This window comes from Ruania zhangjianzhongii (assembly GCF_008000995.1).
Classification (GTDB): Bacteria; Actinomycetota; Actinomycetes; order Actinomycetales; family Beutenbergiaceae; genus Ruania; species Ruania zhangjianzhongii.
This window is the reverse complement of record NZ_CP042828.1, coordinates 1875650-1900551: the sequence shown is the minus strand read 5'-3', so window position 1 is coordinate 1900551 and position 24902 is coordinate 1875650. Positions and strand designations below refer to the sequence as shown.

Genomic DNA, 24902 nt, shown 5'->3' with positions numbered 1-24902 from the left:
GCCCTTTCATCACGGTGCCGCCTGGTCGGCAGCACCGGCTCCGAGGCAGCACCGGAACGCTAGGACGCCTGGGCGACGAGCAGCCGCTCCACCTCCCGGGTCTTCTCCTGCACAGCGACCAGGGACTCCCGTTCCATCGACTGCTGGGCGACTGCTCCTGCCTCGGCCAGGCAGGACCGCGCGTCTGCTGAGCCGTGTGCGGCGAGCGCCTCCGCCCAGGTGAGATAGGCGACGACGACGATGTCCGAGCGCCGTACCTGGCTCGCCAGGGTGACCGCCCGGCGGAAGTGCTCGTTCGCGGTCTCCAGGCGTCCGCGCTCGGCGGCGATAGCACCGAAGAGCACCTCGGCGTCCGCTTCCCGGAAGGCGAGACCCTTCGCTCGGGCGTGCTCGGCAGCCTGCGCCGTCCAGGACTCGGCGCCGTCCAGGTCGCCGCGCCGCAGTGCCACCTCGGCCAGGGCGGCACTGGCGGCGGTGATCTCTCGGTCGCTGCCGAGCCGCCGGGCTTCTTCGAGTCCTCGTCGCCCGTAGCGTTCGGCGGTCGGCAGGTCACCGGTGCGCAAGGCATGGGAGGCCACGTTGCACCGCCAGAAGTTCGCTTGAAACTCGTCCCCGGCACCCTCGGCGAGGTGAACAGCCTCCTGGTAGTGCTCCCGCGCCGCGTCCGCGTCGTTGGCGCGGGCCAGCTGCAGACCGAGGTTACCGGTGCCGATCGCTGCCTGCGCCAGCTCGCCGCTGTCCAGCGCGAGCGCGATGGCCCCGCGAAAGGCGTCGATAGCCGCATCCACGCTGCACCCGGCCATGGCGGTGGCGTGCTGCAGCCGGGTGCGCACCACATCGTGCCGCTCGCCGACGCGTTCCGCGGCGTCCTGGGCGGCCGCCGTCAGTGGGACGCACTTCGCCGTGGCACCGGTCGCGGCAGCGATGGCTGCCACCGTCCGGGAGAGCACGAGGATGAGGCGGTCGAGGCTGGGCACCGGGTACGCACCGGACAGTGCCGCAGCATCTAACAGGCTCGGCAAGTGCTGGCCCCACCAACGGCGGGCCCGCTCGTCGTCGGTGAAGTCCGGGGCCTGGACCAGGCCGAGCTCGGCCAGGTCCACCGCTCGGACCGGCTCCGGGATGAACCGGGGCAGGAGCTGACGGCCACGCAGCACCCAATACGCGATCAGCCGGGTCACCGCCCCCTGGTCCAGGGCGGGCCCCTGCGCCTCGGCCAGCTCGGCAGCCAGGTCCCGGAGCAGGTCGTGCTGGCGCAGCTGCACATCCTCGGCGGTGACCAGGTGCGCGCGGACCAGCTCATCCACCGCCCGCGCGGCCGTTCGGTAGTCCTGCTCGCTGATCGCTGCCAGTGCCCCGATATCCGGCCCGAACCCGGGAAAGGCCCCCATCGTGCGGAAGACCAGCTGAGCCGTCTCGCTCAGCGACTGATAGGACCAGGTGAGGATGCTGCGCAGGCTGCCGTCCTCCTCCCCCAGGTCGAACCGGTCCAACCGGCCGGCGGTCGCCGTGATCTCGGCCACCAGGTCCGCCGCTGTGGCGCCCGGCGTCGACCGCGCCCGCTCGGCGACGATCGCCAGGGCCAGCGGCAGCCCCGCGCAGCACTCCAACAGCGGAGCGAGTGCCTCTGGCCCGCCGTCGCTGCCGAACGCGCCACTGAGCAGCTCGCTCGCCCGCGCTTGGCTCAGGTGCGGCACCTCGATCGTCTGTGCGCCCTCGTGCAGTGCCAGTCCACTCAGGCTGAGCCGGCTGGTGAGCAGCACAGTGCAGCCTCCGCTGCCAGCCAGGAGTGGGCGGACCTGTTCGACGGAAGCGGCATTGTCCAGCAGCATCAGCAGGCGCCGGCCATGGGTGAGACTGCGCAGCAACGTCGTCTGTTCCGCCACCGGCCAGCTGTGCGCTTCTCCGGGTGCTCCGAGAGCGCGCAGGAACGCGAGCAGCACCCGCTGCGTCGAGAGCGGCTCTCCGGGGCCGAAGCCCTGCAGGTCCACGTAGAGCTGCCCGTCGGAGAAGGACTCCGCGTGCGAGTGTGCCCAGGCCAGCGCCAGGGCGGTCTTCCCGATGCCCGGGGCACCGGTGAGGGTCGCGGTGCCGCCGGCCGGGCCGGTCAGCAGCGTCTCGTCCAAGCGGGCGAGCTCCTGCTCTCTGCCCAGCAGCCGCACCGGCGCCGGCGGAAGCTGGTGCGGTCGCGGCGCACCGGAATCCCCGGTACCGCCGCCGAGCAGGATCTCCTCGTGCAAGGACCTCAGCTGGTGCCCGGGTTCGATGCCCAGTTCCTCGACGAGGATCTCCCGGGTGTCCCGGTAGGCAGCGAGCGCGTCACTGCGCCGGCCACCGGCGGCCAATGTGGACATCAGCTGGGCCTGGAGTCCTTCGTGGAGCGGGTGGGCGCGGGCGGCGCTACGCACCTCGTCGAGGATCTCCCGGTGCTCGCCGAGCCGGAGCCGAGCCGCGAACTTCGCTTCCAGCACGGCGCGGCGACGATCGTTCAACCGCGTGGCTTCGGGGTCGACCAGGTCCCCGCTCACCCCGGCGAAGGCTTCCCCCTGCCACAGCTCGAGCGCCTCCGTCGCCAGTCCGCCCACCTCGTCGGGCGCACAGTCCCGGTCCAGGACCCGGTCGGCGAGGCGGTCGAAGACCTCAGCGTCCAGCTCACCAGTCTCGAGCAAGAGCCGATACCCGGCCCCTTCCCGGATCAGCCTGACCGCTTCGGCGTCGTCGAGCAGTTTGCGCAGCCGGTGCACGTGCACCTGCAGCCGGGAGTGCGCCCCCTCCCCCGGCAACTCACCCCACATCGCCGCCACGAGCGCGTCGGCGCTCACCGGCGCTCCTCGGGCAGCGAGCAGGGCGCCGAGCAGCGTGCTCCGCAGCCCGGGGCCGGGCACAAGCCAGTCCTCGGCGCGCAGGGCCACCGGCCCCAGCACCCGGAACCTCATCTCGGCCCCTCCCTACTCTTCGCTCGCTGCCGGTCGTCAGGCGAGAGGTGCGCTCTGGCGCACCCCTGACATGACGACCTGGGCACAGAGTGGGCAGGCTACCCCCAGGGGCTGCGAGTCAGGTAGTCGATACGCCGAGGCGGTGCAGGAAGAGCGCCACCCCGAGCGCGGTGTGCCGGATCTCGTCCGGATGCACACTTTCGTTCGGGGCGTGCATCTGGCTGGCCGGGTCGGACAGCCCCAGCATCACGATCGAGGCGTTCGGTTGCGCCCGGGCGAGTGCCGCGGTCAATGGGATGGATCCGCCCTGCCCGGCCGTGATGGTCGCAGTACCGAACGCCTCGGTGAGTGCCTGGCTGAGCTGGGCGAACGCCGTCGTATCGGTGCGTGCCCCGAACGGGGAGCCGAGGCCCTGCACCTCGGTGCGTACCCGCACGCCCCAGGGTGCGACCTGTCCCAGGTGGGTCCGCAGCAGCTCAGCGGCCGCTCCAGCGTCCTGCCCGGGTGGCACCCGCAGGTTCAGCCGGGCGGCGGCGCGTGGCTGGATCGCGGCCACCGCGCCGCTCACCGCGGGTGCGTCGATACCGAGGATGGTGACCGCGGGCCGCGCCCAGAGGGTATCGGCCACAGCCCCCGAGCCGAGCACGTGGGTGCCCTCGAGCATCCCGGCGTCGGCAGTGAAGGCTTCGGCGTCGTAGCCGGCGCCCGGCCAGGTGCCGGTGGCGTCCAGACCGGTGATCGTGGTGTTCCCCTCGGCATCGCGCAGGGTGGCCAGCATCGAGACCAGCGCTGCCAGCGCATCGGGGGCGGCACCGCCGAAAGCGCCCGAGTGCAGCTCACCGTGCAACGCTTCGACCTCCACCACCAGATCCGCCACCCCCCGCAGTGCCACGGTGAGCGTGGGCTGGCCCACCCGCACGTTGCCCGTGTCCTGGATCAGGATCGCCTCGGCGGCGAACTCCTCCGGGTGGGCGGCCACGTACTGTTCCAGCCCGGCTGTGCCCTGCTCCTCGGAGCCCTCCAGCACCACAGTGAGCGAGACCGGCAGATCCCCGGTGGCGAGCAGGGCGCGCAGCGCGGTCAGGTGGGTGACGATGCTGCCCTTGCAGTCGGCCGCACCGCGCCCGTAGTAGCGACCGTCGCGCTCGGTGAGCGTCCACGGGTCGCTGACCCAGTCCGCAGGCGGGGCGGGCTGCACGTCGTAGTGGGCGTAGAGCAGTACCCGGGGCGCTCCGTTCGGGCCCTGGTAGTGGCCGATCACCGCGTCGCTGCCGTCCGGAGTGGGCACCAGGGCGGTATCGCTCAGGCTGAGGTCCAGCAAGGCCTGACGCGCCCACTCGGCCGCCAGCCGGCACTGCTGCGGGTCTTCGACCGCCGGGTCTTGGACGGAACGCAACGCGACCAGGTCACGTAGATCGCTGAGTGCGCGGGGCATCAGCTCCTCGACGGCGGTGGGTAGGTTTTCCTCGCGGGTGGACACTCTCGTCGTTCCTCCGTTGTCGAATGCTGTGGTCCGGTGCACGCCAGTGTGGTCAGTAGTCAGTGGTTCAGCGGTCAACGCCCGCCCGTGCGCCAGCGCCCGCCACGGTGGCCGGCTACCCAGGCTGCGACCTGGGTGCGCCGCTGCAGCCCCATCTTCGCCAGCAGGGAGGTGACGTGGTTCTTCACCGTCTTCTCCGCGGTGCCGAGCCGCTCGGCGATCTCCCGGTTGGAGCAGCCGTCACCGATCAGGTCCACCACCCGCAGCTCGGTCGCGGTGAGGGTGGCGGTCGGATCGTCGCTGCTGCGGCGCCGGTCCAGGTGCCGGTCGCGGAGCAACGTTCGCCCAGCGGCCACAGCGCGCACCGCATCGATGATCTCGTCCCCGCGTACCGACTTCAGCACAAAGGCGTGCGCTCCGGCATCCAGGGCGGCGGCCACGGCGTCGTCATCGCCGAACGAGGTCAGCACCACCGACCGGGCCGCCGGTGCTTCGGTGCGGGCCGCGGCGATCACGTCCAGGCCGGTGCCGTCCGGCAGTTGCAGGTCCACCAGCAGCAGGTCCGGGTGCACCAGCCCCATCCGCCTGGTCGCCTCGGCCACTGTGGAGGCCTCCGCCACCACGCTCAGATCGTGGTGGCTGGAGAGCAGCTCGGCGATGCCGCGGCGGACGATCTCGTGATCGTCCACGATCATCACGCGTACCGGCTGCTGCACACCGCTCAGCCTATCCGGGCAGGGGGTGCGCTGGAGCGGCGCACCTGCAGCTCCACGTCGAGCACGATCTGCGGCGGTTCGGCGGCGCCGGTGGGTGGGTCGACGAGCAGCCCGGCGGCGCGCTCGCCGATCTCGATCGTGGGCACGGCGACCGTGGTCAGCGGCGGGGCGAGCAGCCGGGCGACCGGTACGTCATCGAAGCCGACCACGGAGATCTGCTCGGGCACCGGCACCCGGCGTTCGGCCAGGCGGCCGAGGACGCCGAGGGCAAGCTGGTCGTTGAAGGCGATCACCGCGCTCACCCCGGCGGCGATGGCCAGGTCGGCGGCGGCCACACCACCGGCCTGGGAAGCCCGGAAGGAGCCCAGATCGACGATCTCCTGACCGCCCGCCAGGTCCAGCAGCGCTAGACCGTCCCGGCGGCGGGCATCGGACCAGGACGTGGCCGGTCCCCCGGCATAGCCGATCCGGCGGTGGCCGAGGGCGAGCAGGTGGGTGACGGACTGGCGAATGCCATCCGCGTTGTCTCCCACCACGCTCGCCAGGCCGGGCAGCTCACGGTTGATCAGCACGACGGCGCAGCGCCCGGCGAGGTCACGAAGGTCACCGTCGCTCACCCGTGGGGAGGCCAGCACGAGCCGGTCCACCACAGCGGCGAGCTGGTCGAGCACCTCGCGTTCGGCGCCGGTGTCCTCGTCCGTATCGGCGATCATCGCGCTCAGTCCGGCAGCACGTACCCGCCGCTGCATCCCTTTGGCGACGGATGCGTAGAAGGTGTTCTGCAGGTCGGGCAGCACCAGCCCGATCGCCTGCCCCCGGCCGGTGACCAGCTGCCGGGCGGCGCGGTTGGGCTGGTAGCCGAGCTCTGCCGCCGCTCGGCGCACCCGCTCCCGGGTGCCCGGGGCCACGATCGTGGAGCCGGCCAGTGCGCGGGAGACCGTGGCGATCGAGACGCCGGAGGCACGCGCCACGTCCCGGATGGTGGTGACCATCGTGTCTCCTCCTCTGCGTCCAGACAGGTGCAGCAACTCATCGGACGGTGCAGTCGGTGCCAGCACCCGTACCTGGTAGCCGAGTGAGACAGCTGCAGAGCCGGGCGCCGCTGCTGCTCCACGGTGATCATGTCAGAGTCCAGAGATTCTCACAAACGTTTACATCGTCATTGTGTGACCAGATAGGCCGTGCTAGCGTTTCACTTCACTGCCATGATGTAAACGTTTGTGGCGCGGATGACGAAGCCGCTTCACGGAGAGGACTGCCCCAGTGGCTCAGGAATTGCTGGAACGAATCGGAGCGGCCCGGCTGGTGCCGGTGGTCGTCCTGGACGACGCGAAGCAGGCCGCCCCGCTCGCCGATGCCCTGGTGGCCGGCGGCCTGCCGGTCGCGGAGGTTACCTTCCGCACCAGCGCCGCCGTGGAGTCGATCAAGGCGATGTCCGCTCGCGGCGACATGCTGCTGGGTGCCGGCACCGTGCTCACCCCGGACCAGGTGGATGCCGCCGTGGACGCGGGTGCCTCCTACATCGTCTCCCCCGGCTTCTCCCCCGCGGTGGTGCGCCGCTGCTTCGAGCGCGGGGTGCTGCCGCTGCCCGGTGCGGTCACCGCCACCGAGATCCAGGCCGCGTTGGCCGAGGGGCTGGAAGCGGTGAAGTTCTTCCCCGCCGAGACCTCGGGTGGGGCACCGGCGATCAAGGCTCTGTCCGGTCCGTTCGCAGGACTGAAGGTCGTGCCCACCGGCGGAATCGGGCCGAAGAACGTGGCCGAGTACACCGCGATCAGCTCCGTGCTGGCCATCGGCGGGAGCTGGATGGTGCCGCGGGACGCGGTCGCTGCCGGTGACTTCGAGCGCATCACCACCCTGACCGCCGAGGCCGTCGCCCTGGTTGCGGCCTGAGAAGAGGAGGACCCCATGAGCCTGACCATCCGACCTGAGTCCGAGTGCCGCTACGACATCGTCTCCCTGGGTGAGGTGATGCTCCGCCTGGACCCCGGTGAGGGCCGTATCCGCACCACCCGCAACTTCAAGGTCTGGGAGGGCGGCGGCGAGTACAACGTGGCCCGCGGGCTGCGCCGTGCCTTCGGCCTGCGCGCCGGTGTAGTCACCGCCCTGGCCGACAACGCCGTGGGACAGCTGGTTGAGGACTTCATCCTCACCGGTGGTGTGGACACCTCGCTGATCCACTGGGCCCCGTTCGACGGGCTAGGCCGAGAGGTGCGCAACGGGCTGAACTTCACCGAGCGTGGCTTCGGCGTGCGCGGCGCAGTGGGGGTCTCTGACCGCGGCCACACCGCCGCCAGCCAGCTCAAGCCCGGGGACATCGACTGGGAGCACCTCTTCGGTGAGCTGGGCGTGCGCTGGCTGCACACCGGTGGCATCTTCGCTGCGCTCAGCGAGACGACTGCCGAGGTGGTGATCGAAGCGGTGACCGCGGCGAAGAAGCACGGCACGGTGGTTTCCTACGACCTGAACTACCGGCCGAGCCTGTGGAAGTCGATCGGTGGGCAGGCGAAGGCGCAGGAAGTCAACAAGCGCATCGCTGAGCACATCGACGTGATGATCGGGAACGAGGAGGACTTCACCGCCTCCCTCGGGTTCGAGGTGGAGGGGGTCGACGAGAACCTCTCCGACCTGGACATCTCCAGCTTCAAGTCGATGATCGCCACTGCGTCCGAGGCCTACCCGAACTTCCAGGTGATCGGGAACACGCTGCGCACCGTGCACTCCGCCTCGGACAACGACTGGGGCGCGATCGCGTGGAGCAAGGACGCCGGCTTCGCCCAGGCCACCCACCGCAAGAACCTGGAGATCCTGGACCGGGTGGGCGGCGGGGACTCGTTCGCCTCCGGCTTGATCTACGGGCTGCTGACCGGTGAGCCGCTGGCCACGGCCGTGGAGTACGGCGCCGCGCACGGTGCGCTGGCGATGTCCACCCCCGGTGACACCTCGATGGTCACCAAGGCTGAGGTGGTCAAGCTCGCCGGCGGCGGAAGCGCCCGCGTCGACCGCTGAGCCGGCCCCGCCCGGCCTGGGTCGTCTGCGACCGGACCGGGCACTAATCCCACGAACGCCCTTCGCCGCGGCCAGAGGTCACGCTGTGACCGCGGAGGAGGGCGTTCGTGCGCCTGGGTGGACGTGCGCCTGGGTGGACGTGCGCCCGTGTGAACCCGCTAGCACAGCGCCCGTTCCTCACCGAGGCCGTTCGTACCTGGGCTGTTCGTTACCGCGCTCGCTGACGCGATACCCGGGAGCACTACTCACCGCGGGAAGTATCGCGTGATTCGATTCAACCTGGTTCCCCTCGCGCGTTGTGCTGATTACCACGGCACGACACCACTGTCGTCGAAGAAGCCGCCGCGTGGTCCCTCGTCGGGGAGAGTCGCGAGCATGATCGCGACGGCGGCTCCCTGCTCGGGGGTGCGGTCCGAGGCGTGGCCAGTGAAATCAGTCGCGACGTAACCGGGGCAGTACGCGTTGACGATGACGTTCGTGTCGGCGAGCCTGCGGCTGTATTGGGCGGTGATGCTGTTGAGCATGGTCTTCGACGGCGCATAGGCGGCCAGCTGCGGTCCGGTCTGCAGTGTCAAGGAACCCATGTTGCTGGAGGCGTTGACGATTCGCGGCGAGGGCGACCGGCGCAGCAGCGGGAGCATGGCGTTGGTCACCCGCACCACGCCGAAGACATTGGTGTCGAGGACCGTTCGCAGGACGTCGAGGTCGAGGGTGATCGGGTCCTGCTCACCATTCAGATAGCTTCCGCCGATGCCGGCGTTGTTGACCAGGACGTCGAGGCGGCCAGACTGCTGCTCGATCGCTTCGACCGCCTGAGCGACGCTGTCGTCGGACGTGACGTCGAGGGCGACGCCGAACGCGTCCACGCCCGACGCTCGCAGGCGGCTGACGGCTGCGGCGCGGCGGGCATCGTCGCGTGCGCCCATCGCGACGGTGAAACCGAGCTCGCCGAGGCCGACGGCTATCGCGAACCCGATGCCCTTGTTCGCTCCGGTCACCAGCGCTGTCTTCTTCTCACTCATGGCATCCAGTTTCCAATGCAGCGGGCACGGTCGTCCAAGACCGATCGGGTGAGCTGTGATACCGCACGAGCATCACGGGATAGGCTCGACCTGTGGCCAACCTGGAGACCCGCGAGCTGCGCTACTTCGTCACCGTCGCGGAAGAGCTGCACTTCCGACGTGCTGCCGACCGCCTGGGGATCGCCCAACCACCGTTGTCGCGGGCCATCAGTCAGCTAGAGCGCAGGCTCGGCGTCCAGCTCCTGGAGAGAGACCGCCGCCGCGTGACGCTCACCGACGCAGGCACGGTGCTGCTCAGCGAGGCACGGACGGCGCTGGACGCGATCTCCACCGCCGCGCAGCGAACACAGCGCGCTGGAGCATCCCGACAGCCGCTCGTGCTCGCCACGAAGGCCGGCGCGTCGCATGAACTGCTACAGCGGCTGCTCGACGCAGTGACGGACGAACCCGCACTAGGGCAAGTGGAGGTGCAGCTGTGCGAGGTCGGCGAGCAGGCCGGTCTGCTGCGCTCCGGGACCGCAGACGTGGCGATCATGCACAAGCCCGTCGACGACCTTGTCGGATTCGACACCGAGGACCTCTACACCGAGGGCCAGGTCGTGATCGTGCCCGCCGCCCATCCGTTCGTTCACCGCAGTGAGGTCGTCCTCGCCGACGTGCAGGAGGATCACGCGGTACCGATGGCTAGGTGGCCCCGCCTGGACGGCACCTATCCCGACGGGCCTGGGCCGGAAGTGCGCACGCAGTCACAGATCGCCCAGCTGGTGGCGCTGGCAAAGGCCCTGCTCGTCATCCCCGCGTCCAGTCGCGCGTGGCAATGGCCCGAGCATGTCGCCGTGCCCGTGACAGACGCGCCACGAATCACGACGGTCCTCGCGTGGCCTGCCGGCAGCCGTTCGTCGGCGATCTCCGCGCTGGTTCGTGTCGCATCCGGCCTGAGCGACCCCGCTCCTCGCACCGATCGGTCACCGAGCAGAGGCAACTCGTGAGGAAAACGGCTCGTCGCAGGTGAAGCGCCCTGGCGTCCGCTCTTGCCCCGTGGCGATGTTCAGCTTCCTCCAGTGCCAGGTATCGGTCAGCGGCGGCGCGGACGGCGCTGGCAGCGGGGGCAGAAGGCGGCCGATCGGTTCATGAACGACTCCCGCACGATCGGTGTGCCGCAGCGCGGGCAGTCCAAGCCCTCTCGGCCGTAGACGTTCAGCGACCGGTCGAAGTACCCGCTGGCGCCGTTGACGTTCACGTACAGCGAGTCAAAACTCGTTCCGCCCGCGGCCAGCGCCGTGCGCATCACCTCGGCGGCGGCTTCGAGCACGGCGGCCACCTGCGCCCGGGGCATCGTGTCCGTGCGCCGGTCGTAGTGCAGCTGGGCACGCCAGAGCGCCTCGTCGGCGTAGATGTTGCCGATCCCGGAGACCAGGGTCTGGTCCAGCAGGGCCCGTTTGATCCCCCGCCGGCCGCGGCGCAGCCGGCGGATCAGGTCGGCTCGGCCTGGCCCGGCCGGATCGGCCAGCAGCGGATCGAGAAGGTCCCGCCCGATGTGCGCCACCGGCGCCGGCAGCATGTGCTCCGCCGGACCGGGCGCGGCGCCCAGCCCGCCGGGGCCACCGTCGGGGGTGGGCACCAGGTCCGCCACGGTGAGGTAACCGAAGGTGCGCTGGTCCACGAACCAGGCCTGACCGCCGTCGGCGAAGGTGAGCCGCACCCGCAGGTGCGGGTTCTCGCCCGCCCCGGTGACCAGCAGCTGCCCGCTCATCCCCAGGTGGACCAGCAGCGCGTGGTCCTCTGCGGCGCCGTCCGGACCCCGCAGCGGCAGCCAGAGGAACTTGCCCCGCCGCACGGCGGCGTCCAGGGTGCGCCCGGTCAGCAGCGCGGTGAACTCGGCCGGCCCGCCCTCCTGGCGGCGCACCGAGCGGTCCCGCAACACCTCGACGGTCACTATCGGGCGGCCGAGCAGGTGGTCGGCCGCTCCGGCGCGGACGGTCTCGACCTCAGGCAGCTCGGGCACCCGCCCAACTTACCTGTTCCGGCGGGAGGTGCCTCAGCTCAGGCCGGAGGTGCCGCAGCTCCGTTCGAAGGTGCCTCCGCTGCGAGCGCCCGGTAGGCGGCTTCGGCGGCATTGGCCTCGGCGACCTTCTTCGCCGAGCCCTCCCCAGTGCCCCAGACCGTCTCGTCGAGCGTCAGGTACGCGGTGAAGTGCCGCTCGTGGTCCGGTCCGTCGGCACGCACGTCGTAGTGCGGCACTCCCAGGCCGCGCTCGGCCGCGAGCTCCTGCACGCTGGTCTTCCAGTCGAGCCCGGCACCGAGCTCGGCGGCCGCGGTCAGCGTAGGCCCGACCAGGCGCAGGATCAGCTCCCGCGTGGGCTCGAGCCCGTGGCCCAGATACACCGCCCCGAGGATCGCCTCCACCGTGTCGGAGAGGATCGAGTCTTTGTCCCGGCCGCCGGTGCCCTGCTCGCCCCGGCCGAGCAGCAGGTACTCCCCCAGGTTCAGGGTCCGGGCCACCTGCGCGAGGGCGCGCTGGGACACGGTGGCCGCACGCATCTTGGCCAGATCCCCCTCGGACAGGTCCGGGTAGCTGCGGTACAGGTGCTCGGTCACCACCACACCGAGCACGGAGTCACCGAGGAACTCCAGCCGTTCGTTGGTGGGGATGCCGCCGGCTTCGTGGGCGAACGAGCGGTGGGTGAGGGCCAGCACCAGCAGCTCGGGGTCCAGGTCGGTGTGCAGGGCAGCAAGGAGCTGGTCGGTCGGTCCGGTGCTCATCCTCGTGCGCCCTGGTCCGGCCCGCTGGCCTCCTCCCCGGCTCTGTTGTCAGGGTCATCGGCTGCGCCGTCGGCCGCCTGCTCGCGCAACGCCTCCAGCGCCGCCCACCGGGGGTCGAGCTGCTCGTGGGCGTGTCCGGGCTCGGCGTCGGCGAGCCGGACACCGCACACCGAGCACAGCCCCGGGCAGTCCGGCCGGCACAGCGGCTGGAACGGCAACGCGAGCACCACCGCGTCGGTGATCGTGGCCTCCAGGTCGGCGATCTCCCCGTCCAGCTCGGGCAACACCTCGGTGTCCTCGTCGGACTCCACGTCCTGCTGCGTCCCTGGGTAGGCGAACATCTCCGTGAGGTCGACGGTCAGGTCCCGGCTGACCGGATCCAGGCAGCGCACGCACTCCCCCTCGGCGAGAGTGCTCGCCGTGCCGGTGACCAGAACGCCATCCATCACCGCCTCCAGTCGAAGGTCCAGGGAGATCCCCGTGCCTGCCCGGACGGCGATCACCTCGTTGCCCATCGGCTCACCCGCCGTGACATCGAGCTCCAGCGTGTGCGTCGACCCGGGCCGGCGCCCCAGGTCGTGGGTGGAGATCTGATACTGGTTCACTCCTGCGCCTCCGGGCTCTGCGCTGTCTCCCGGCTCTGCCCCGGGAGGACGCCCGCGCCCCGGTCACCCACGCCCCGGTCACCGGCTGCCGGCGCCTCGGGCCGGTGCCGGGTCCGCTCCAGCAGGCGGGCGCGGCCGGCGGCCACCTGGGAGCCGATCGCGTTCAGGTCGATCTCGAACTGGGCGAGCTGCCGGTCGCAGTAGTCGTCCGCCTCGCGGGCGAGCTTGTCCGCCGACGCCTGCGCCTCGGCGACGATCTCCTCGGCGCGAGTCTTCGCCTGAGCCACGACCGACTCCTGCGAGACCATCTCCTCGGCGCGCTCCTGGGCGCGCTCCACCAGGTCGCTGGCCTCCAGCCGGGCACGGCCGAGCACTGCATCGGCATCGGCGACCACGCCCTGGGCGCGGGTGATCTGGCTGGGCAGCACCGACTTGGCGGACTCGATCAGCTCCATCGCCTCGGCGCGGTTGACCAGCACCGACGCGCTCATCGGCATTGACCTGGCGGAGGCGACCAGATCGGCCAGCTCGTCCAGGATCGCCACCAAGGATTCGCCCTGGCCCTCTTCGGTCATCGTGCACCATCCTTCACATCGGTGCCGAAGGCGGTGTAGACCGCCTCGGCGACGCGTGGGGGAACAACATCTGTGATGTCTCCGCCGTACCGTGCCACATCTTTGACCATCGAGGAGGACACGTGCGCGAGCGCGGGGTCACCGATCACGAACACCGTCTCCACCTCGGACAGGTGCCGGTTCATCAGCGCCATCGGGTGCTCCGCGTCGAAGTCGGCGCCACCGCGCAGCCCTTTCACGATCGCGCTCGCCCCCACCTCCCGGCACAGGTCGGCGAGCAGACCAGGCATCCGCTCCACGCGGACGCCGTCCAGGTCCGCCACGGCACCAGCGAACAGGTCGATCCGGGCCTGCGCGTCCAGCAGCGGCGACTTGCCGGCATTGATACCGACGGCCACCACCACCTCGTCGAACAGGGACCGGGCCCGGCGCACCAGATCGAGGTGCCCCACGGTCACCGGGTCGAAGGATCCTGGGCACACGGCAATACGTGACGTCACGGGCCTAACGTACCCTCCCCAGGCGTCCCAGCACGCGGCCCACCGGTATGAGAGACCGGTTTCTCGGTTACACTAACCACGGTTCGCCCCCATCCGTGGCTGCCGGGTGGCGGTCCGTGCCTGGCGCACGGTCGTTGCTGAGGTCGGCGACGGCGCCACTCCCCTAGACCAGTGAAGGTTCCCTGTCGATGACTGCGACCGTCCAGAGTACCCTCGTGCTCCACCTGCGCCCGGAGGACCACGTGGCGATCGCCACCGCTGATCTGGCTGCCGACAGTGAGGTGGTCGGCCCGCACGGACCGCTGCGGCTGCGCGGTGACGTCCCGCGTGGGCACAAGGTCGCCGTCCAGGCGGTGGCCGTGGGCGCGCAGGTGCTCAAGTACGGACAGTCGATCGGCCGGGCGACCGCGGCGATTGCCCCCGGCGACCATGTGCACTCCCACAACCTGGGGATGGACGAGAGCGAGCGCAAGCACGAGTTCGGCACCGCCCGCATCACCCCGGAGTTGCCCGAGCACCTGCCCCGTAGCTTCCTCGGCTACCACCGGCCCGGCGGCAAGGTCGGCACCCGCAACTACATCGGGGTGATCACCTCGGTGAACTGCTCGGCCAGCTCGGCGAAGATGATCGCCGACCAGTTCCGTGGCATGGCCCTGGACGAGTTCGAGTCGGTCGACGGCGTGATGGCGATCACCCACCAGAGCGGGTGCGGGCTGGTGCCCGACTCCGAGGGCGGGCAGATGCTGCTGCGTACGCTGCGCGGGTACGCCCGGCACCCGAACTTCGGCGGTCTGCTCGTGCTCGGCCTGGGCTGCGAGATGATCGCCGTCGAGTCCCTCGCCGAGGGTCTCGGCTTGGCTGAGGGCACCTACGTGGAGACGATGACGATCCAGGAGCTCGGCGGGGTGCGCGCCACTGTGCGTGCCGGGGTGGAGAAGATCCGCGAGATGCTGCCGCAGGTGAACGAGGCGACGCGGGCACCGGCGCACGTGCGCGAGCTGGTGCTCGGGCTGAACTGCGGTGGCTCGGACGGCTACTCCGGCATCACCGCGAACCCGGCCCTGGGCTACGCCTCGGACCTCCTGGTTGCGGCCGGGGGCACCTCGGTGCTGGCGGAGACTCCGGAGGTGTACGGCGCCGAGCACCTGCTCACCCGGCGCGCCGCCTCGGAGGCCGTCGGGCAGAAGCTGTTGGACCGGATCGAGTGGTGGAAGCACTACACCGCGGCCGGTGACGGCACGCTGGACAACAACCCTTCGCCGGGCAACAAGGCCGGCGGGCTGACCACCATCCTGGAGAAGTCCCTGGGCGCGGTGGCCAAGGGTGGCCAGGCGGAGATGACGGCGGTGTACGAGTACGCCGAGCCGATCACCGATACCGGGTTCACCTTCATGGACACCCCCGGCTACGACCCGGTCTCGGTCACCGGTCTGGTGGCCGGCGGGGCGAACGTGGTGGTCTTCACCACCGGCCGCGGCTCGGTGTTCGGCTGCAAACCGACGCCGTCGATCAAGCTGGCCACGAATACCGAGATGTACGAGCGGATGGCCGAGGACATGGACCTCAATGCCGGCCGGATCATCGACGGCACGGCCACGCTGGAGGAGGTCGGCCGCCAGATCTACGAGCTGATCCTCGCCGTGGCCTCGGGCGAGCAGACCGTCAGCGAAGAGCTGGACATCGGTCAGGAGGAGTTCATCCCGTGGCACGTCGGGGCGGTCACCTGATCCCCTACGAGCGCGCGGCCTGGCACCGCTCAGACTCGCCGCAGCAGCCAGTCCACTTCACGGGACAGCAAGGCGCGCCGGTCGGCACCGTCGTAGGCATTCGAGTCGTGGCCGAGCCCGTCGTGCACCACGCGCACACCGCCGGCTTCCCGGGCCCAGACGATCGGGTGCCGCCGTCCGTCCTCCGCGTGGTCGACCAGCACGGCGTTGCCCGGATGGACCTCGAGGTCGCAGTACCGCTCGTCGGTGACCGCCAGCTCGGTCATACCGGCCGTGATCGGGTGCTCCGGATCGATCACCTGGACCCAGGCCGGTGCCAACGGTGGGTGCCAGGAGGTACCGGGCACCCAGCGACCGCCGATCAGGCTCGCCCAGCGGTCGTCGTCATAGAACGTGTTCGAGCCGGTGTGCGTGATCAGTACCGGCACTCCCCCGGCCACGGCCTCACGGACCCAGCCGGCGAGTGCCTCCGCACGCTGGTCCGCCGCCGTGCCGGTGACCGCGCGCGGTGTGCTGCCACCGCCGGCATTGACCACCAGCAGCTCCACGGCGCCAGTGGGCACCTCCGCCTCGCCCAGCGTGGCGACCTCGGCGGGCAGGCCCAGCGCGGTGAGCTCCGTGGCCAGCCGGGCGGAGGTTCCGGTGAAGTCGTGCCACGGGTCGGCGTACCGACCCGCTCCGCTGATCACCACTGCACTCATGTTCTGGCTCCCTCCACGTACACGCTCTTGGTAAGCGATTACCATAGACTGCCACGAGCACACCTCGCTGCCCCCACCCAGCCTCGTCCTGAAGGAGACCTGTGACCAGCCTGAGCATCGGCACCCGCGAGGTAGCCCGCTACTGCGACGGGCGGGACATGCCCACCGAACTCTCCCCGCGACCGTACCTGCACCCGGTGAGCACGCTCGCCGGGCAGCCGTTGACCGAAGTAGCCCCTGCGGACCATCGCCACCACTACGGGGTGAGCAACGCCGTCGTGGAGATCAACGGCTCGATGTTCTGGGGCGGCGGAAGCTACGTCCACTCGAGCGGCTACCAGATGCTGGACAACCACGGCCGCCAGGTGGGCGGGCCGGTGGAGGCGACTGCACACGCGATCGACCAGCAGGTGGAGTTCCTCGACGTGGACGGGCACCACCTGCTCACCGAGCAGCGCCGCATCACCGCCGAGCTACTGCCTGCCTGGGACGGCTGGGCGCTCAGCTGGCACAGCCGGCTGCTCGCCGATTCCGGCGACCTGACGTTCGGCTCACCGGCCACCCGGGGCCGTGTGGGGGCCGGTTACGGCGGTCTGTTCTGGCGCATCTCCGGCGATCAGCTGGCCACCACGGCCCAGGTCGACGGCGGTGGGGAGCCGCTCGGGTCCACCTCACCGTGGCTGCTGCTCACCCAGGACCGCCCGACCGGGCCGGTGAGCCTGCTGCTCGCCCAGTCCCGTACGCAGGTGCTGCCCTGGTTCGTGCGCACCGGTGGGTACGTGGGCGCCGGTCCGGCCGTAGCCTGGGAGGCCCCACGGCATCTTCCGCACGGTGAGCAGCTCGACCTGCACCTGACCGGGGTGCTGCTCGACCGCACGATCGATACCGATACTGCCCGAACTCTCTACACCGAGCTGGAGCAACTCTCGTGAGAACCACCTTCGCCGTCATCGGCATCCACGGATACGGCAAGCACCACCTCGCCGAGCTGGAGCGGATGAGCGCCGACGGACTCGCGGAGGTGGTCGCGGTAGCCGACCCGCGCGGCGGCGCGGAGGCGCGACACCTGCCCGCCGGCACACCGGTGCACACCGATCTGGACGAGCTGCTGGCCCAGGTGGTGCCGGACGTGGTGGTGATAGCGACCCCGATCCACACCCACCTGGCATTGGCCACCAAGGCGCTGCGCGCAGGGTCTGCCGTGCTGCTGGAGAAGCCGACGACGGCGTCACTGGCCGAGTTCACCGCGCTGACCGAAGTGGCGGCAGAGACCGGACGGCCGGTGCAGGTGGGCTTCCAGAGCTTCGGCTCGCTCGCCCTGGACCGGATCACCGAGTATCTCGAGGCGGGAGCCATCGGTGAGGTCACCGGGATCGGCGGGCTCGGGCTCTGGCGCCGGGCGCGCTCCTACTACGACCGATCCCGCTGGGCCGGCCGGCGGCACCTGGACGGTGTGGACGTCGTGGACGGGGTGGTCACCAACCCGCTCGCGCACGCCGTCGCCACCGCACTGCGGATCGACGGTTCCACCCAGGCCGACGATGTGGCCGAGGTCGAGGTCGACCTGTTCCGGGTGAACGACATCGAGGCCGACGACACCTCCGCCGTACGCCTGCGCACCCGGCGCGGCACCCCGATCGCCCTCGGCCTCACGCTGGCCACCGAGACGGACGGGTGGGTCCCGCCGACGGTGCAGGTGCACGGCACCACCGGCGAGCTCGAGCTGTCCTACACCGACGATGTGCTCACCGTGCGCTCCCAAGCCGGGGAACACACCGAGCAGCTCGGCCGTACCGGGCTGCTGCGCAACCTGGTCGACCACCTGGACACCGGCGCACCCCTGCTGTCCGCACTGGCCGACACCGGGGCGTTCATGCGGGTGCTGGAAGCGGTCCGCACCGCCCCGGACCCTCAGCAGGTGGCCGGAGAGCATTTCACCGCCCACGGCGCCGGCCCGGAGCAGTACCGGGTGCTGCACGAGGTGGACGCCTGGTGCCGCCGGGTGGCCACCGAGCTGGACACGTTCACCGCCCTCGGCGCCCCCTGGACCCGCTGACCCGTCGCGGGGCGCCGCCGGCTCACGACCCGGGCCCACGACGCCTGAGACTCCCGGCGCACCCTCCCGCGCTGCACACCGCCCGGCGCACCCTCCCGCGCTGCACACCGCCCGGCGCACCCTCTCGCGCTACACACTCGTCTGAACACCCACTTGCAGGTGGAGGACCGGAATTCTGGTACTCAGCCTGCAAACCGGTACTCAGGCAACGTGGGGCGGGGTGGCGCGTGGGGCGGGGTGGCGAGCGGGACCGGGTGGCGAGCGGGACCGGGTGGCGAGTGGGGCCGCGTGGCGCGGGGGCGGTGGGGACTCCGGCGCACGGGCCGATCAGGGGGTGCGGGCCAGGTGGATCGCGGTCTCGCCGTAGCGACGGGCCGGCTGTTCCTGCCAGCCGGCCGGCCACACCGGCGCCGGGCTGCGCACGTCGCGTTCCACCACCACCAGCGCGTCGCCGGCGAGCCAGCCCTGCGCAGTGAGCGCCGTGAGTACCTCGTCGGTGGTCTCGTCCGCGTACGGCGGGTCGCAGAGCACCAGGTCGAACGGTTCGGCGGGGGGCGGGCCGGCGAGGTAGCGCTGTACCGGGACGCTGCGGATCCGCACCCGGTCGGCCAGCTGGGTGCTGGCGGCGTTGGCGCGACAGGCAGCGGCTGCGCCGCGGGCAGACTCCACCAGCACCGCACGGGCCGCGCCGCGGCTGACGGCCTCCAGGCCGAGGGCACCGGAGCCGGCGTACAGGTCCAGCACCAGGGTGCCGTCGGTGTAGCCGAGGTGGTCCAGGTGGGAGAACAGTGCCTCACGGACCCGCTCGCTGGTCGGCCGGGTACCTTTCGCAGGCACCTGGAGCCGTTGACCGCCGGCGGTGCCGGCCACGATCCGGGTCACCGGCGGCCGCGACGGGCGTCGCGCAGTTGCTGCGATTCCTTGCGCTGTTCCTCGGCCTGCTCGGTCATCCGTGCCATCCAGCCCTTGCCACCGTCCTTGGGTGCTCGGGTCGCGATCGCCAGGGCGATGAGCGAGGTACCGAGCTGCACCGCGAGGATGATCGGCGTGACGCCGAGCGCCAGCACACCCACGATCATCGGCACGGCACAGAGCACCACGATGTCCGGGCCGCGGGCGAAGGCGGCGATCACCCCGGGTGCCATCGGCCCGAACGGGCCCGGTACCAGCGGCTTGGACCAGTCCGGCGGCTTGCGGTAGGCGCCCCGCAGCACCCCGGCGGCGAACACCGGTCCGGTCACCAGACCGAGGAGCAGGTAGCCGAGCAGCTCCCCGTGCACCCACCCCCACAGGCCGAACACCACCAGCGCCCAGGGCACCATCACCAGCATCGGTAGCAGTATCCGCGCCCGGCGGACGTCGGCGCCGGCGATCGGGAAGTGCCGGTCCAGCACCGGAGCCATCTCCGCACGGCGGGACCCCTCCCCGGTGGCCATCGAGGTGAGCATCCCACCAGCGAGCAGCAGCACCACGTTCGTCACCACCGGCCAGCCGGCCGCCAGCCCCAGGAGCGCTACGCACAGGCCCACGGCGATCTGGATCAGGTGCCGTGGGGTGCGGATGAGCACCGTGGCATCACCCACGAGGATGGCGCTGACCGGGCCGCGTGCCCCGAGCATTGGCGCGGAGCGGCGGCGGGCGTCCCGCGCGGTGTTCACATTCAGTGCCCGGCCCAGCTCACGCGTGTCCATCGAGGTGACCGCACCGGAGGCGTAGGAGGCCACCGAGCCCCTGGCCCGCAGCTCCCGTCCGGAGATCTGCTCCAGCCCGCGGTCCAGCCACCACAGGCTGGCCACCAGCAGCACGCCGAGTACGGCGGCGATGATCGGTCCGAGGTGCACCCAGTCCACCGAGATCGGCTCCGGGCGCAGCAGCACCAGAGCGAGCGCGGCCAGCGGCCCGGCGGCGGTGAGCACATCACCGGCCAGCACGGAGGGGCGCATCCGGCCGGTGGCACCGGCCCCAGCGCGCACCTGCCCCGCCGCCACGGCGAGCACCATCACCGCGCCGGCCAGCACGAAGTCCACGGTGACCCAGAGCAGGTTCGGCCCGAAGGCACCGAACGCCAGGAAGCCGACCAGCAGCCCGCCGACCAGGCCCACCAGCGCCCCGACCACCGGCAGCAGCACCAGGCGGGGCCGCAGCAGCGTGCGCCGGTCCGCCGGAGTGGTCAGCCACCACAGTGCCTGTGCGCCGCCCATCCCCACCGGGCCGAGCCGCCCGGCCAGCCCGATCACCGCGCCGGCCACCACCAGGCCCACGATCAGCGCCAGCCAGCTGGGGTCCACGGTGGCAGCCTCCGGACCCGGATGCAGCGAGGCGTTCAGCCCCTGCACCGCACCGAGCACCATCACCACCGCGATCGCGCCGCTGAACAGCACCGAGTAGACCTCGGAGACCAGCTCGCCCATATGCCCACCGGTGTGCGCCTCGGTGGCAGCGCGGGTGAGCTTGCGCAGCTGGCGCCCGGTGGGCCAGGACTCCTCGACGTCGCCGGTGGTCACAGCGCCTCGATCGCTTCGGCACCCTCGTCCGCCGACACCACCCGCACCGAGTCCTCGGCCAGCAGCAGCGCCTTGGTGGCCACCTCGCGCACCAGCACCGGGTCGTGCGTGGCCATGATCACTCCACCACCGGCGTCCCGCTCGGCGGCCAGGCGCTCCCCGAGCCGGTCCCGCATCCCGGAGTCCAGCCGCTGCTCTGGTTCATCCAGTACGAGCAGCGTGCGCGGGCGCACGAACGCCGCAGCGAGCAGCAGCCGGCGGCGCTGACCGGAGGAGAGCGCCGTGGGTAAGGCATTCTGCCGTTCGGTCAGGCCGAAAGCCTCCACCTGCTCGGTGACCAGGGAGCTGACCTCGCGCATCCCGTGCCCTCGGGCAGTGAGGAGCAGGTGCTCGCGCACCGTCAGCGCCGGGAGATAGGAGTCCTCGTCCAGCACCACGGCCACTTCGGCACGGAACCGACGGGCCCGTTCGTCCACCGGCATACCGAGCACGTCGATCGTGCCGCCGAGCACCTCCAGCAACCCCGCCGCAGCCCGCAGGAACGTGGACTTCCCGGTGCCGTTCGCACCGACCACGGCCAGCCCCTGCCCAGCGGACATGGTCACGTTGATCGGTGGGCAGACCGCGCTGGCCATCGTGGATCCGTACCCCACGCTCACCGAGCTGGCCTTCAGCAACGGCTTGGCGGCCTTCTTCGCCGCTTTACCGGCCCGTTGTGGATTAGGCACGGTCCAGGAACTCCTCATGATCGGGGTCGACGAGCTCGGTGATCGCGGTCAGTACCTCAAGGTGGTGCACCAGGTTGGGGTCGGCTGTGATCAGCGCCCGGGCGTCCTGGCGCGCATCCTCGATCAGCTCGCGGTCACGCACCACCGAGAGTAGCCGCAACGAGGACCCCCGCCCGGACTGCGCCGCTCCGAGCACGTCACCCTCCCGGCGCTGCTCCAGGTCCTTCTCCGCCAGCACGAACCCGTCGGTGGTCGCGGTCATCGCCGTCAGCCGCTCCAGGGCAGCTGTGTCCTCGCCCGCTCCGGTGACCAGCAAACAGGTCCCGGCGGCGCTACCGCGCCCGATCCGCCCGCGCAGCTGGTGCAGCTGGGACAGGCCGAACCGGTCGGCGTCGAGGACCACCATCACCGTGGCCTCCGGAACGTCCACCCCCACCTCGATCACTGTGGTGGTGACCAGCACCGGAACGCGGCCGTCGGCAAAGGCGGCCATCGCCTCGTCCTTCTCTTCCGCACTGAGCCGCCCGTGCATCAGCCCGAGCGCGATCCCGGCCAGCGCCGGCTCCTGGCTGAGCCGGGTGAACGTGTCCTCCACTGTGGCCGGAGGCCCGCCGGCGGGTGCGTCCTGATCCCCGTCCGCCTCCGGGGCCAGGTCGGGTGCGCCGTCGTCCTCGGTGGCGGTGGAGGTGATCCGCGGAGCGACCACGTAGGCCCGGTGGCCGGCGCCGACCTGCTCGGCGATCAGTGTCCAGACCCGCTGCATCCACCGCTCCTGACCGGAGGGCACCAGGTGCGTGCTCACCCCGGAGCGCCCGGCAGGGATCTCCCGCAGGGTGGAGACCTCCACGTCGCCGAAGAACGTCATCGCCACCGACCGCGGAATCGGGGTGGCGGTCAGGTAGAGCTGGTGCGGCATCGTCCGGCCCTTGGCGCGCAGCGCGTCCCGCTGCTCTACCCCGAACCGGTGCTGCTCGTCGATCACGGTCAGGGCAAGGTCGGCGAACTGCACCTTCTCGTTCAGCAGTGCGTGCGTACCGATCACGATCCCCGCTGCTCCGGAGGCCGCGTCGGCCAGGGCCTGCCGGCGGGCGGCGCCGGTGACCGAGCCGGTGAGCAGCACCACCTGGGTGCCGCGCGCGTCACCGCCGAGCATCCCGGCCTCGGCCAGCGGTCCGAGCAGGTGCTCGATCGAGCGGGCGTGCTGCTGGGCGAGCACCTCCGTGGGGGCGAGCAGTGCCGCTTGGCCGCCGGAGTCGATCACCTGGGCCATCGCCCGCAGCGCCACCACGGTCTTCCCGGAGCCGACCTCGCCCTGCAGCAGCCGCTGCATCGGGCTGGCCTCGGCCAGGTCACCACTGATCTCGGCACTGACCTGCCGTTGCCCGTCGGTGAGGGCGAACGGCAGCTGGCCGTCCAGAGCGGTGAGCAGACCATCCGCGCTGCCGGGCCGCGGGGTGGCCTCATGGGCGGCCACGTCCGCGCGGCGGCGGGCCAGTGCGGTCTGCAGCAGGAACGCCTCCTCGTAGGCGAACCGCCGGCGGGCCGTCTTCCAGTCCAGATCATTGGCCGGGTCGTGGATCATGTGCAGGGCGGGCACCGTGCCGACCAGCTCGCGGCGCTCGCGGACATCCTCGGGCAGCACATCGGCCACCTCGCCGGGCTGCAGCGGCTCCAGCACCAGACGCATCATCTCGGCGATCTTCCAGGTGGGCAGCTTCGCGGTAGCCGGGTACACCGGCACCGGGCGCGCGGCGCGCCGGGCCGCCTCCTCCTCATCGAGCACTTCGGGCAGCGGCTCGTACTCGGGGTGGATCAGCTCCAGACCACCACGCTTGTCCTTCTTCACCTGCCCGGAGAACATCGCCGAGGTACCCAGCGGCAGCCGCTTCTTGATGTACTCGGCCATGTACGGGCGGCGGGCGAAGAACGTCAGCGGGAGGTCGGTATGGCCGTCGGTGATGGTGACCTTGATGATGTGCAGCGGCTTGTTCCGGGCCTGGCGGTGCTCCACCTTGCGCACCTCGGCCATCACCGTGGCGTGCTCACCGGAGACCAGGTCCAGCAGCCGGCTGTACCGGCCGCGGTGCAGGTACTTGCGCGGGTAGTAGCGGAGCAGGTCGGCCGGGCTGGTCACCCCGACCTGTGCGAGCTGCTTGGCGCCCCGCTCGCCCACCAGCTTCGTCAGGGCACGGCTGTCCCCGCCCCACACCTGTCCGTCGGATACTTGTGCCACCGCCAGCGATGATATCGGCAGCTGCCGACAGGCCCGAAGCCCACGGAGTGCGCGGGTGTGCGTCACGCTCGTGGTGTGGCAGGACCCGGGGCTGCCGGGTCCTGCAAACTGGCGGAGGCGACTCGTGGACCCGGTATCCGCCGAACGGGCCGTTACGGTGTGGGTTTGACGTGCCCCGTACGTCACACCCACACCACAGTCGGGGACCGGCGGACTCGCCAGCCCCCTCCGGAACGACACCAGAGTGTGCCCGGTCTCACCCGCGCGCTGGTTTGGGCATGACGCCACCGGTGGAGTACTCTGGTGCGGTTGCCTAGACGAGGCACTGCTCGGCCCGCCGTCCCGGTGTGTTGGCCGAGACCGGACGATTCACCGCCGCTTCACCCTGTGGCGAGGACAGAACTAGAGGAGACACACCGTGGCTGCTACGTGTGAAGTCTGCGGCAAGGCCCCGAGCTTCGGTCACAGCATCTCGCACTCCCACCGCCGGACCAAGCGGCGCTGGAACCCGAACATCCAGAAGGTGCGCACCGTGACCAACGGCACGCCGAAGCGGCTGAACGTCTGCACCTCCTGCCTCAAGGCCGGCAAGGTCGTCCGCGCCGTCTGAGGATCTGATCATCGCGGCGCACCCGCGCCGCCCAGCCGAGCCGCTCACCGCGATGGTGGGCGGCTCTGTTGTTCCCACCCCTCGCCGATCCCGCGGACCGCCAGGATGCCCGCCACTGTGCCGCCGCCGACCCGGACTGCGACCGCGACCGACGTCACCGGGAGCGCGCAGGTACACCGCCCCCGCCCTCGTCGCCACCGGCAGCGGCGGCGCCGTGCTCGGGTTCGTCAACGCCGGGCTGTACCGGGACAACGACGGTCCCGCCGGCCGGCCCGAGTGGCGCTTCGGCCGGTCCTACCGTTGCACGTAGTCGACCAGCTGGTCGTTCTCGGCCTGCAGCTCGTCGATCCGGTTCTTCACGATGTCCCCGATGGACACGATCGCGAGCAGCTCACCGTCCTCGACCACCGGCAGGTGCCGGAACCGCTTCTCGGTCATCGTGCGGGCGAGGGTCTGCAGGTCGTCCTCGGTGCTGCAGGTGACCACCTCAGCGGTCATCACCTGGGCCACCGGGTTGCTGAGCACACTGGTCCCCGTGCTGTTCAGATGACGCACCACGTCCCGCTCGGTGACGATCCCGCCCACGGTGCGACCGCCGTCGACCGAGACCACCACGGCCCCGATGTTGTGCTCGGCGAGAAGAGCGAGCAGGTCCGTCACGGTCTCGTCCGGGCGGATCGTGACCACCTCGGCACCCTTACGTCGGATCACCTCTGAGATACGCATACCCCACGGTA

Annotated in this window: 23 protein-coding genes; 7 read left to right on the top strand and 16 right to left on the bottom strand. The window is 71.0% G+C overall.

The annotated features are described in order from the left end of the window. Window positions 1-59: 59 nt before the first annotated feature. The 4 genes from FU260_RS08930 to FU260_RS08915 form a co-directional block, all read right to left on the bottom strand. On the bottom strand, window positions 60-2936 hold the full coding sequence (locus FU260_RS08930; RefSeq protein WP_147916736.1) for an AfsR/SARP family transcriptional regulator: 2877 nt from the start codon (window positions 2934-2936) through the stop codon (window positions 60-62). A gap of 118 nt (window positions 2937-3054) precedes the next feature. Next, window positions 3055-4416 carry a dipeptidase gene (locus tag FU260_RS08925; RefSeq protein ID WP_235912171.1) on the bottom strand — a complete coding sequence of 454 codons (1362 nt, stop codon included), beginning with the start codon at window positions 4414-4416 and terminating at the stop codon, window positions 3055-3057. 74 nt (window positions 4417-4490) lie between these two features. Beyond that, a complete protein-coding gene (locus FU260_RS08920; RefSeq protein WP_147919403.1) occupies window positions 4491-5111 on the bottom strand; it encodes a response regulator in 621 nt (206 codons plus the stop codon). Between the two features lie 26 nt (window positions 5112-5137). Next, entirely contained in the window at window positions 5138-6124 is a 987-nt protein-coding gene (locus tag FU260_RS08915) for a LacI family DNA-binding transcriptional regulator (RefSeq protein ID WP_147916735.1), read from the bottom strand. A gap of 271 nt (window positions 6125-6395) precedes the next feature. On the opposite strand from FU260_RS08915, the gene eda reads away from it, so the two are divergent. Beyond that, window positions 6396-7025, top strand: coding sequence for a bifunctional 4-hydroxy-2-oxoglutarate aldolase/2-dehydro-3-deoxy-phosphogluconate aldolase (gene eda, locus FU260_RS08910; protein ID WP_147916734.1), 630 nt, complete (start codon window positions 6396-6398; stop codon window positions 7023-7025). Between the two features lie 15 nt (window positions 7026-7040). Then, window positions 7041-8141, top strand: coding sequence for a sugar kinase (locus tag FU260_RS08905; RefSeq protein ID WP_147916733.1), 1101 nt, complete (start codon window positions 7041-7043; stop codon window positions 8139-8141). A 305-nt stretch (window positions 8142-8446) separates the two neighbouring features. Here FU260_RS08905 and FU260_RS08900 read toward each other — a convergent pair whose 3' ends face one another. Further along, a complete protein-coding gene (locus FU260_RS08900) occupies window positions 8447-9139 on the bottom strand; it encodes an SDR family NAD(P)-dependent oxidoreductase (RefSeq protein WP_235912170.1) in 693 nt (230 codons plus the stop codon). 116 nt (window positions 9140-9255) lie between these two features. On the opposite strand from FU260_RS08900, the gene FU260_RS08895 reads away from it, so the two are divergent. Next, on the top strand, window positions 9256-10152 hold the full coding sequence (locus FU260_RS08895; protein ID WP_147916731.1) for a LysR family transcriptional regulator: 897 nt from the start codon (window positions 9256-9258) through the stop codon (window positions 10150-10152). A gap of 86 nt (window positions 10153-10238) precedes the next feature. Here FU260_RS08895 and mutM read toward each other — a convergent pair whose 3' ends face one another. The 5 genes from mutM to coaD are packed head-to-tail and all read right to left on the bottom strand — an operon-like array spanning window position 10239 to window position 13606. Beyond that, window positions 10239-11168: a bifunctional DNA-formamidopyrimidine glycosylase/DNA-(apurinic or apyrimidinic site) lyase gene (gene mutM, locus FU260_RS08890; RefSeq protein ID WP_147916730.1), complete on the bottom strand. Its 930-nt coding sequence runs from the start codon at window positions 11166-11168 to the stop codon at window positions 10239-10241. A 38-nt stretch (window positions 11169-11206) separates the two neighbouring features. Then, a complete protein-coding gene (gene rnc, locus FU260_RS08885) occupies window positions 11207-11926 on the bottom strand; it encodes a ribonuclease III (RefSeq protein WP_147916729.1) in 720 nt (239 codons plus the stop codon). Next, on the bottom strand, window positions 11923-12531 hold the full coding sequence (locus FU260_RS08880; protein ID WP_235912169.1) for a YceD family protein: 609 nt from the start codon (window positions 12529-12531) through the stop codon (window positions 11923-11925). Before FU260_RS08880 ends, rnc begins: the two co-directional genes overlap by 4 nt. Beyond that, window positions 12528-13106 (bottom strand): ATP synthase subunit B family protein, encoded by a 579-nt coding sequence (locus FU260_RS08875; RefSeq protein ID WP_235912168.1) that lies wholly within the window; start codon window positions 13104-13106, stop codon window positions 12528-12530. The genes FU260_RS08880 and FU260_RS08875 overlap by 4 nt, the downstream gene beginning before the upstream one ends. Beyond that, complete coding sequence (gene coaD / locus FU260_RS08870; protein ID WP_147916728.1) at window positions 13103-13606, bottom strand: pantetheine-phosphate adenylyltransferase; 504 nt, start codon at window positions 13604-13606, stop codon at window positions 13103-13105. Before coaD ends, FU260_RS08875 begins: the two co-directional genes overlap by 4 nt. A gap of 188 nt (window positions 13607-13794) precedes the next feature. Between coaD and FU260_RS08865 the strand changes: the two genes are divergently transcribed. Continuing rightward, entirely contained in the window at window positions 13795-15333 is a 1539-nt protein-coding gene (locus FU260_RS08865; RefSeq protein ID WP_147916727.1) for a UxaA family hydrolase, read from the top strand. Between the two features lie 29 nt (window positions 15334-15362). On the opposite strand, the gene FU260_RS08860 is transcribed toward FU260_RS08865, so the two are convergent. After that, the gene (locus FU260_RS08860; RefSeq protein WP_168211710.1) at window positions 15363-16034 is read right to left on the bottom strand and encodes a ThuA domain-containing protein; all 672 of its coding nucleotides are present in this window, start codon (window positions 16032-16034) and stop codon (window positions 15363-15365) included. 101 nt (window positions 16035-16135) lie between these two features. On the opposite strand from FU260_RS08860, the gene FU260_RS08855 reads away from it, so the two are divergent. Beyond that, entirely contained in the window at window positions 16136-16966 is an 831-nt protein-coding gene (locus FU260_RS08855; protein ID WP_147916725.1) for a DUF6807 domain-containing protein, read from the top strand. Beyond that, window positions 16963-18090, top strand: a complete 1128-nt coding sequence (locus tag FU260_RS08850) for a Gfo/Idh/MocA family protein (protein WP_147916724.1) — start codon at window positions 16963-16965, stop codon at window positions 18088-18090. The genes FU260_RS08855 and FU260_RS08850 overlap by 4 nt, the downstream gene beginning before the upstream one ends. Window positions 18091-18417: 327 nt before the next feature. On the opposite strand, the gene rsmD is transcribed toward FU260_RS08850, so the two are convergent. The 4 genes from rsmD to FU260_RS08830 are packed head-to-tail and all read right to left on the bottom strand — an operon-like array spanning window position 18418 to window position 23555. After that, on the bottom strand, window positions 18418-18972 hold the full coding sequence (rsmD, locus tag FU260_RS08845; protein ID WP_147916723.1) for a 16S rRNA (guanine(966)-N(2))-methyltransferase RsmD: 555 nt from the start codon (window positions 18970-18972) through the stop codon (window positions 18418-18420). Beyond that, a complete protein-coding gene (locus tag FU260_RS08840; protein ID WP_147916722.1) occupies window positions 18969-20594 on the bottom strand; it encodes a DUF6297 family protein in 1626 nt (541 codons plus the stop codon). The genes rsmD and FU260_RS08840 overlap by 4 nt, the downstream gene beginning before the upstream one ends. Next, window positions 20591-21322: an ABC transporter ATP-binding protein gene (locus FU260_RS08835; protein WP_235912167.1), complete on the bottom strand. Its 732-nt coding sequence runs from the start codon at window positions 21320-21322 to the stop codon at window positions 20591-20593. The genes FU260_RS08840 and FU260_RS08835 overlap by 4 nt, the downstream gene beginning before the upstream one ends. Then, the gene (locus FU260_RS08830; RefSeq protein ID WP_235912166.1) at window positions 21315-23555 is read right to left on the bottom strand and encodes an ATP-dependent DNA helicase RecG; all 2241 of its coding nucleotides are present in this window, start codon (window positions 23553-23555) and stop codon (window positions 21315-21317) included. The genes FU260_RS08835 and FU260_RS08830 overlap by 8 nt, the downstream gene beginning before the upstream one ends. Window positions 23556-23973: 418 nt before the next feature. Between FU260_RS08830 and rpmB the strand changes: the two genes are divergently transcribed. Beyond that, entirely contained in the window at window positions 23974-24165 is a 192-nt protein-coding gene (gene rpmB, locus FU260_RS08825; RefSeq protein WP_147916720.1) for a 50S ribosomal protein L28, read from the top strand. A 294-nt stretch (window positions 24166-24459) separates the two neighbouring features. On the opposite strand, the gene FU260_RS08820 is transcribed toward rpmB, so the two are convergent. Further along, window positions 24460-24891 (bottom strand): CBS domain-containing protein, encoded by a 432-nt coding sequence (locus FU260_RS08820; protein ID WP_147916719.1) that lies wholly within the window; start codon window positions 24889-24891, stop codon window positions 24460-24462. Between the last annotated feature and the right edge of the window lie 11 nt (window positions 24892-24902).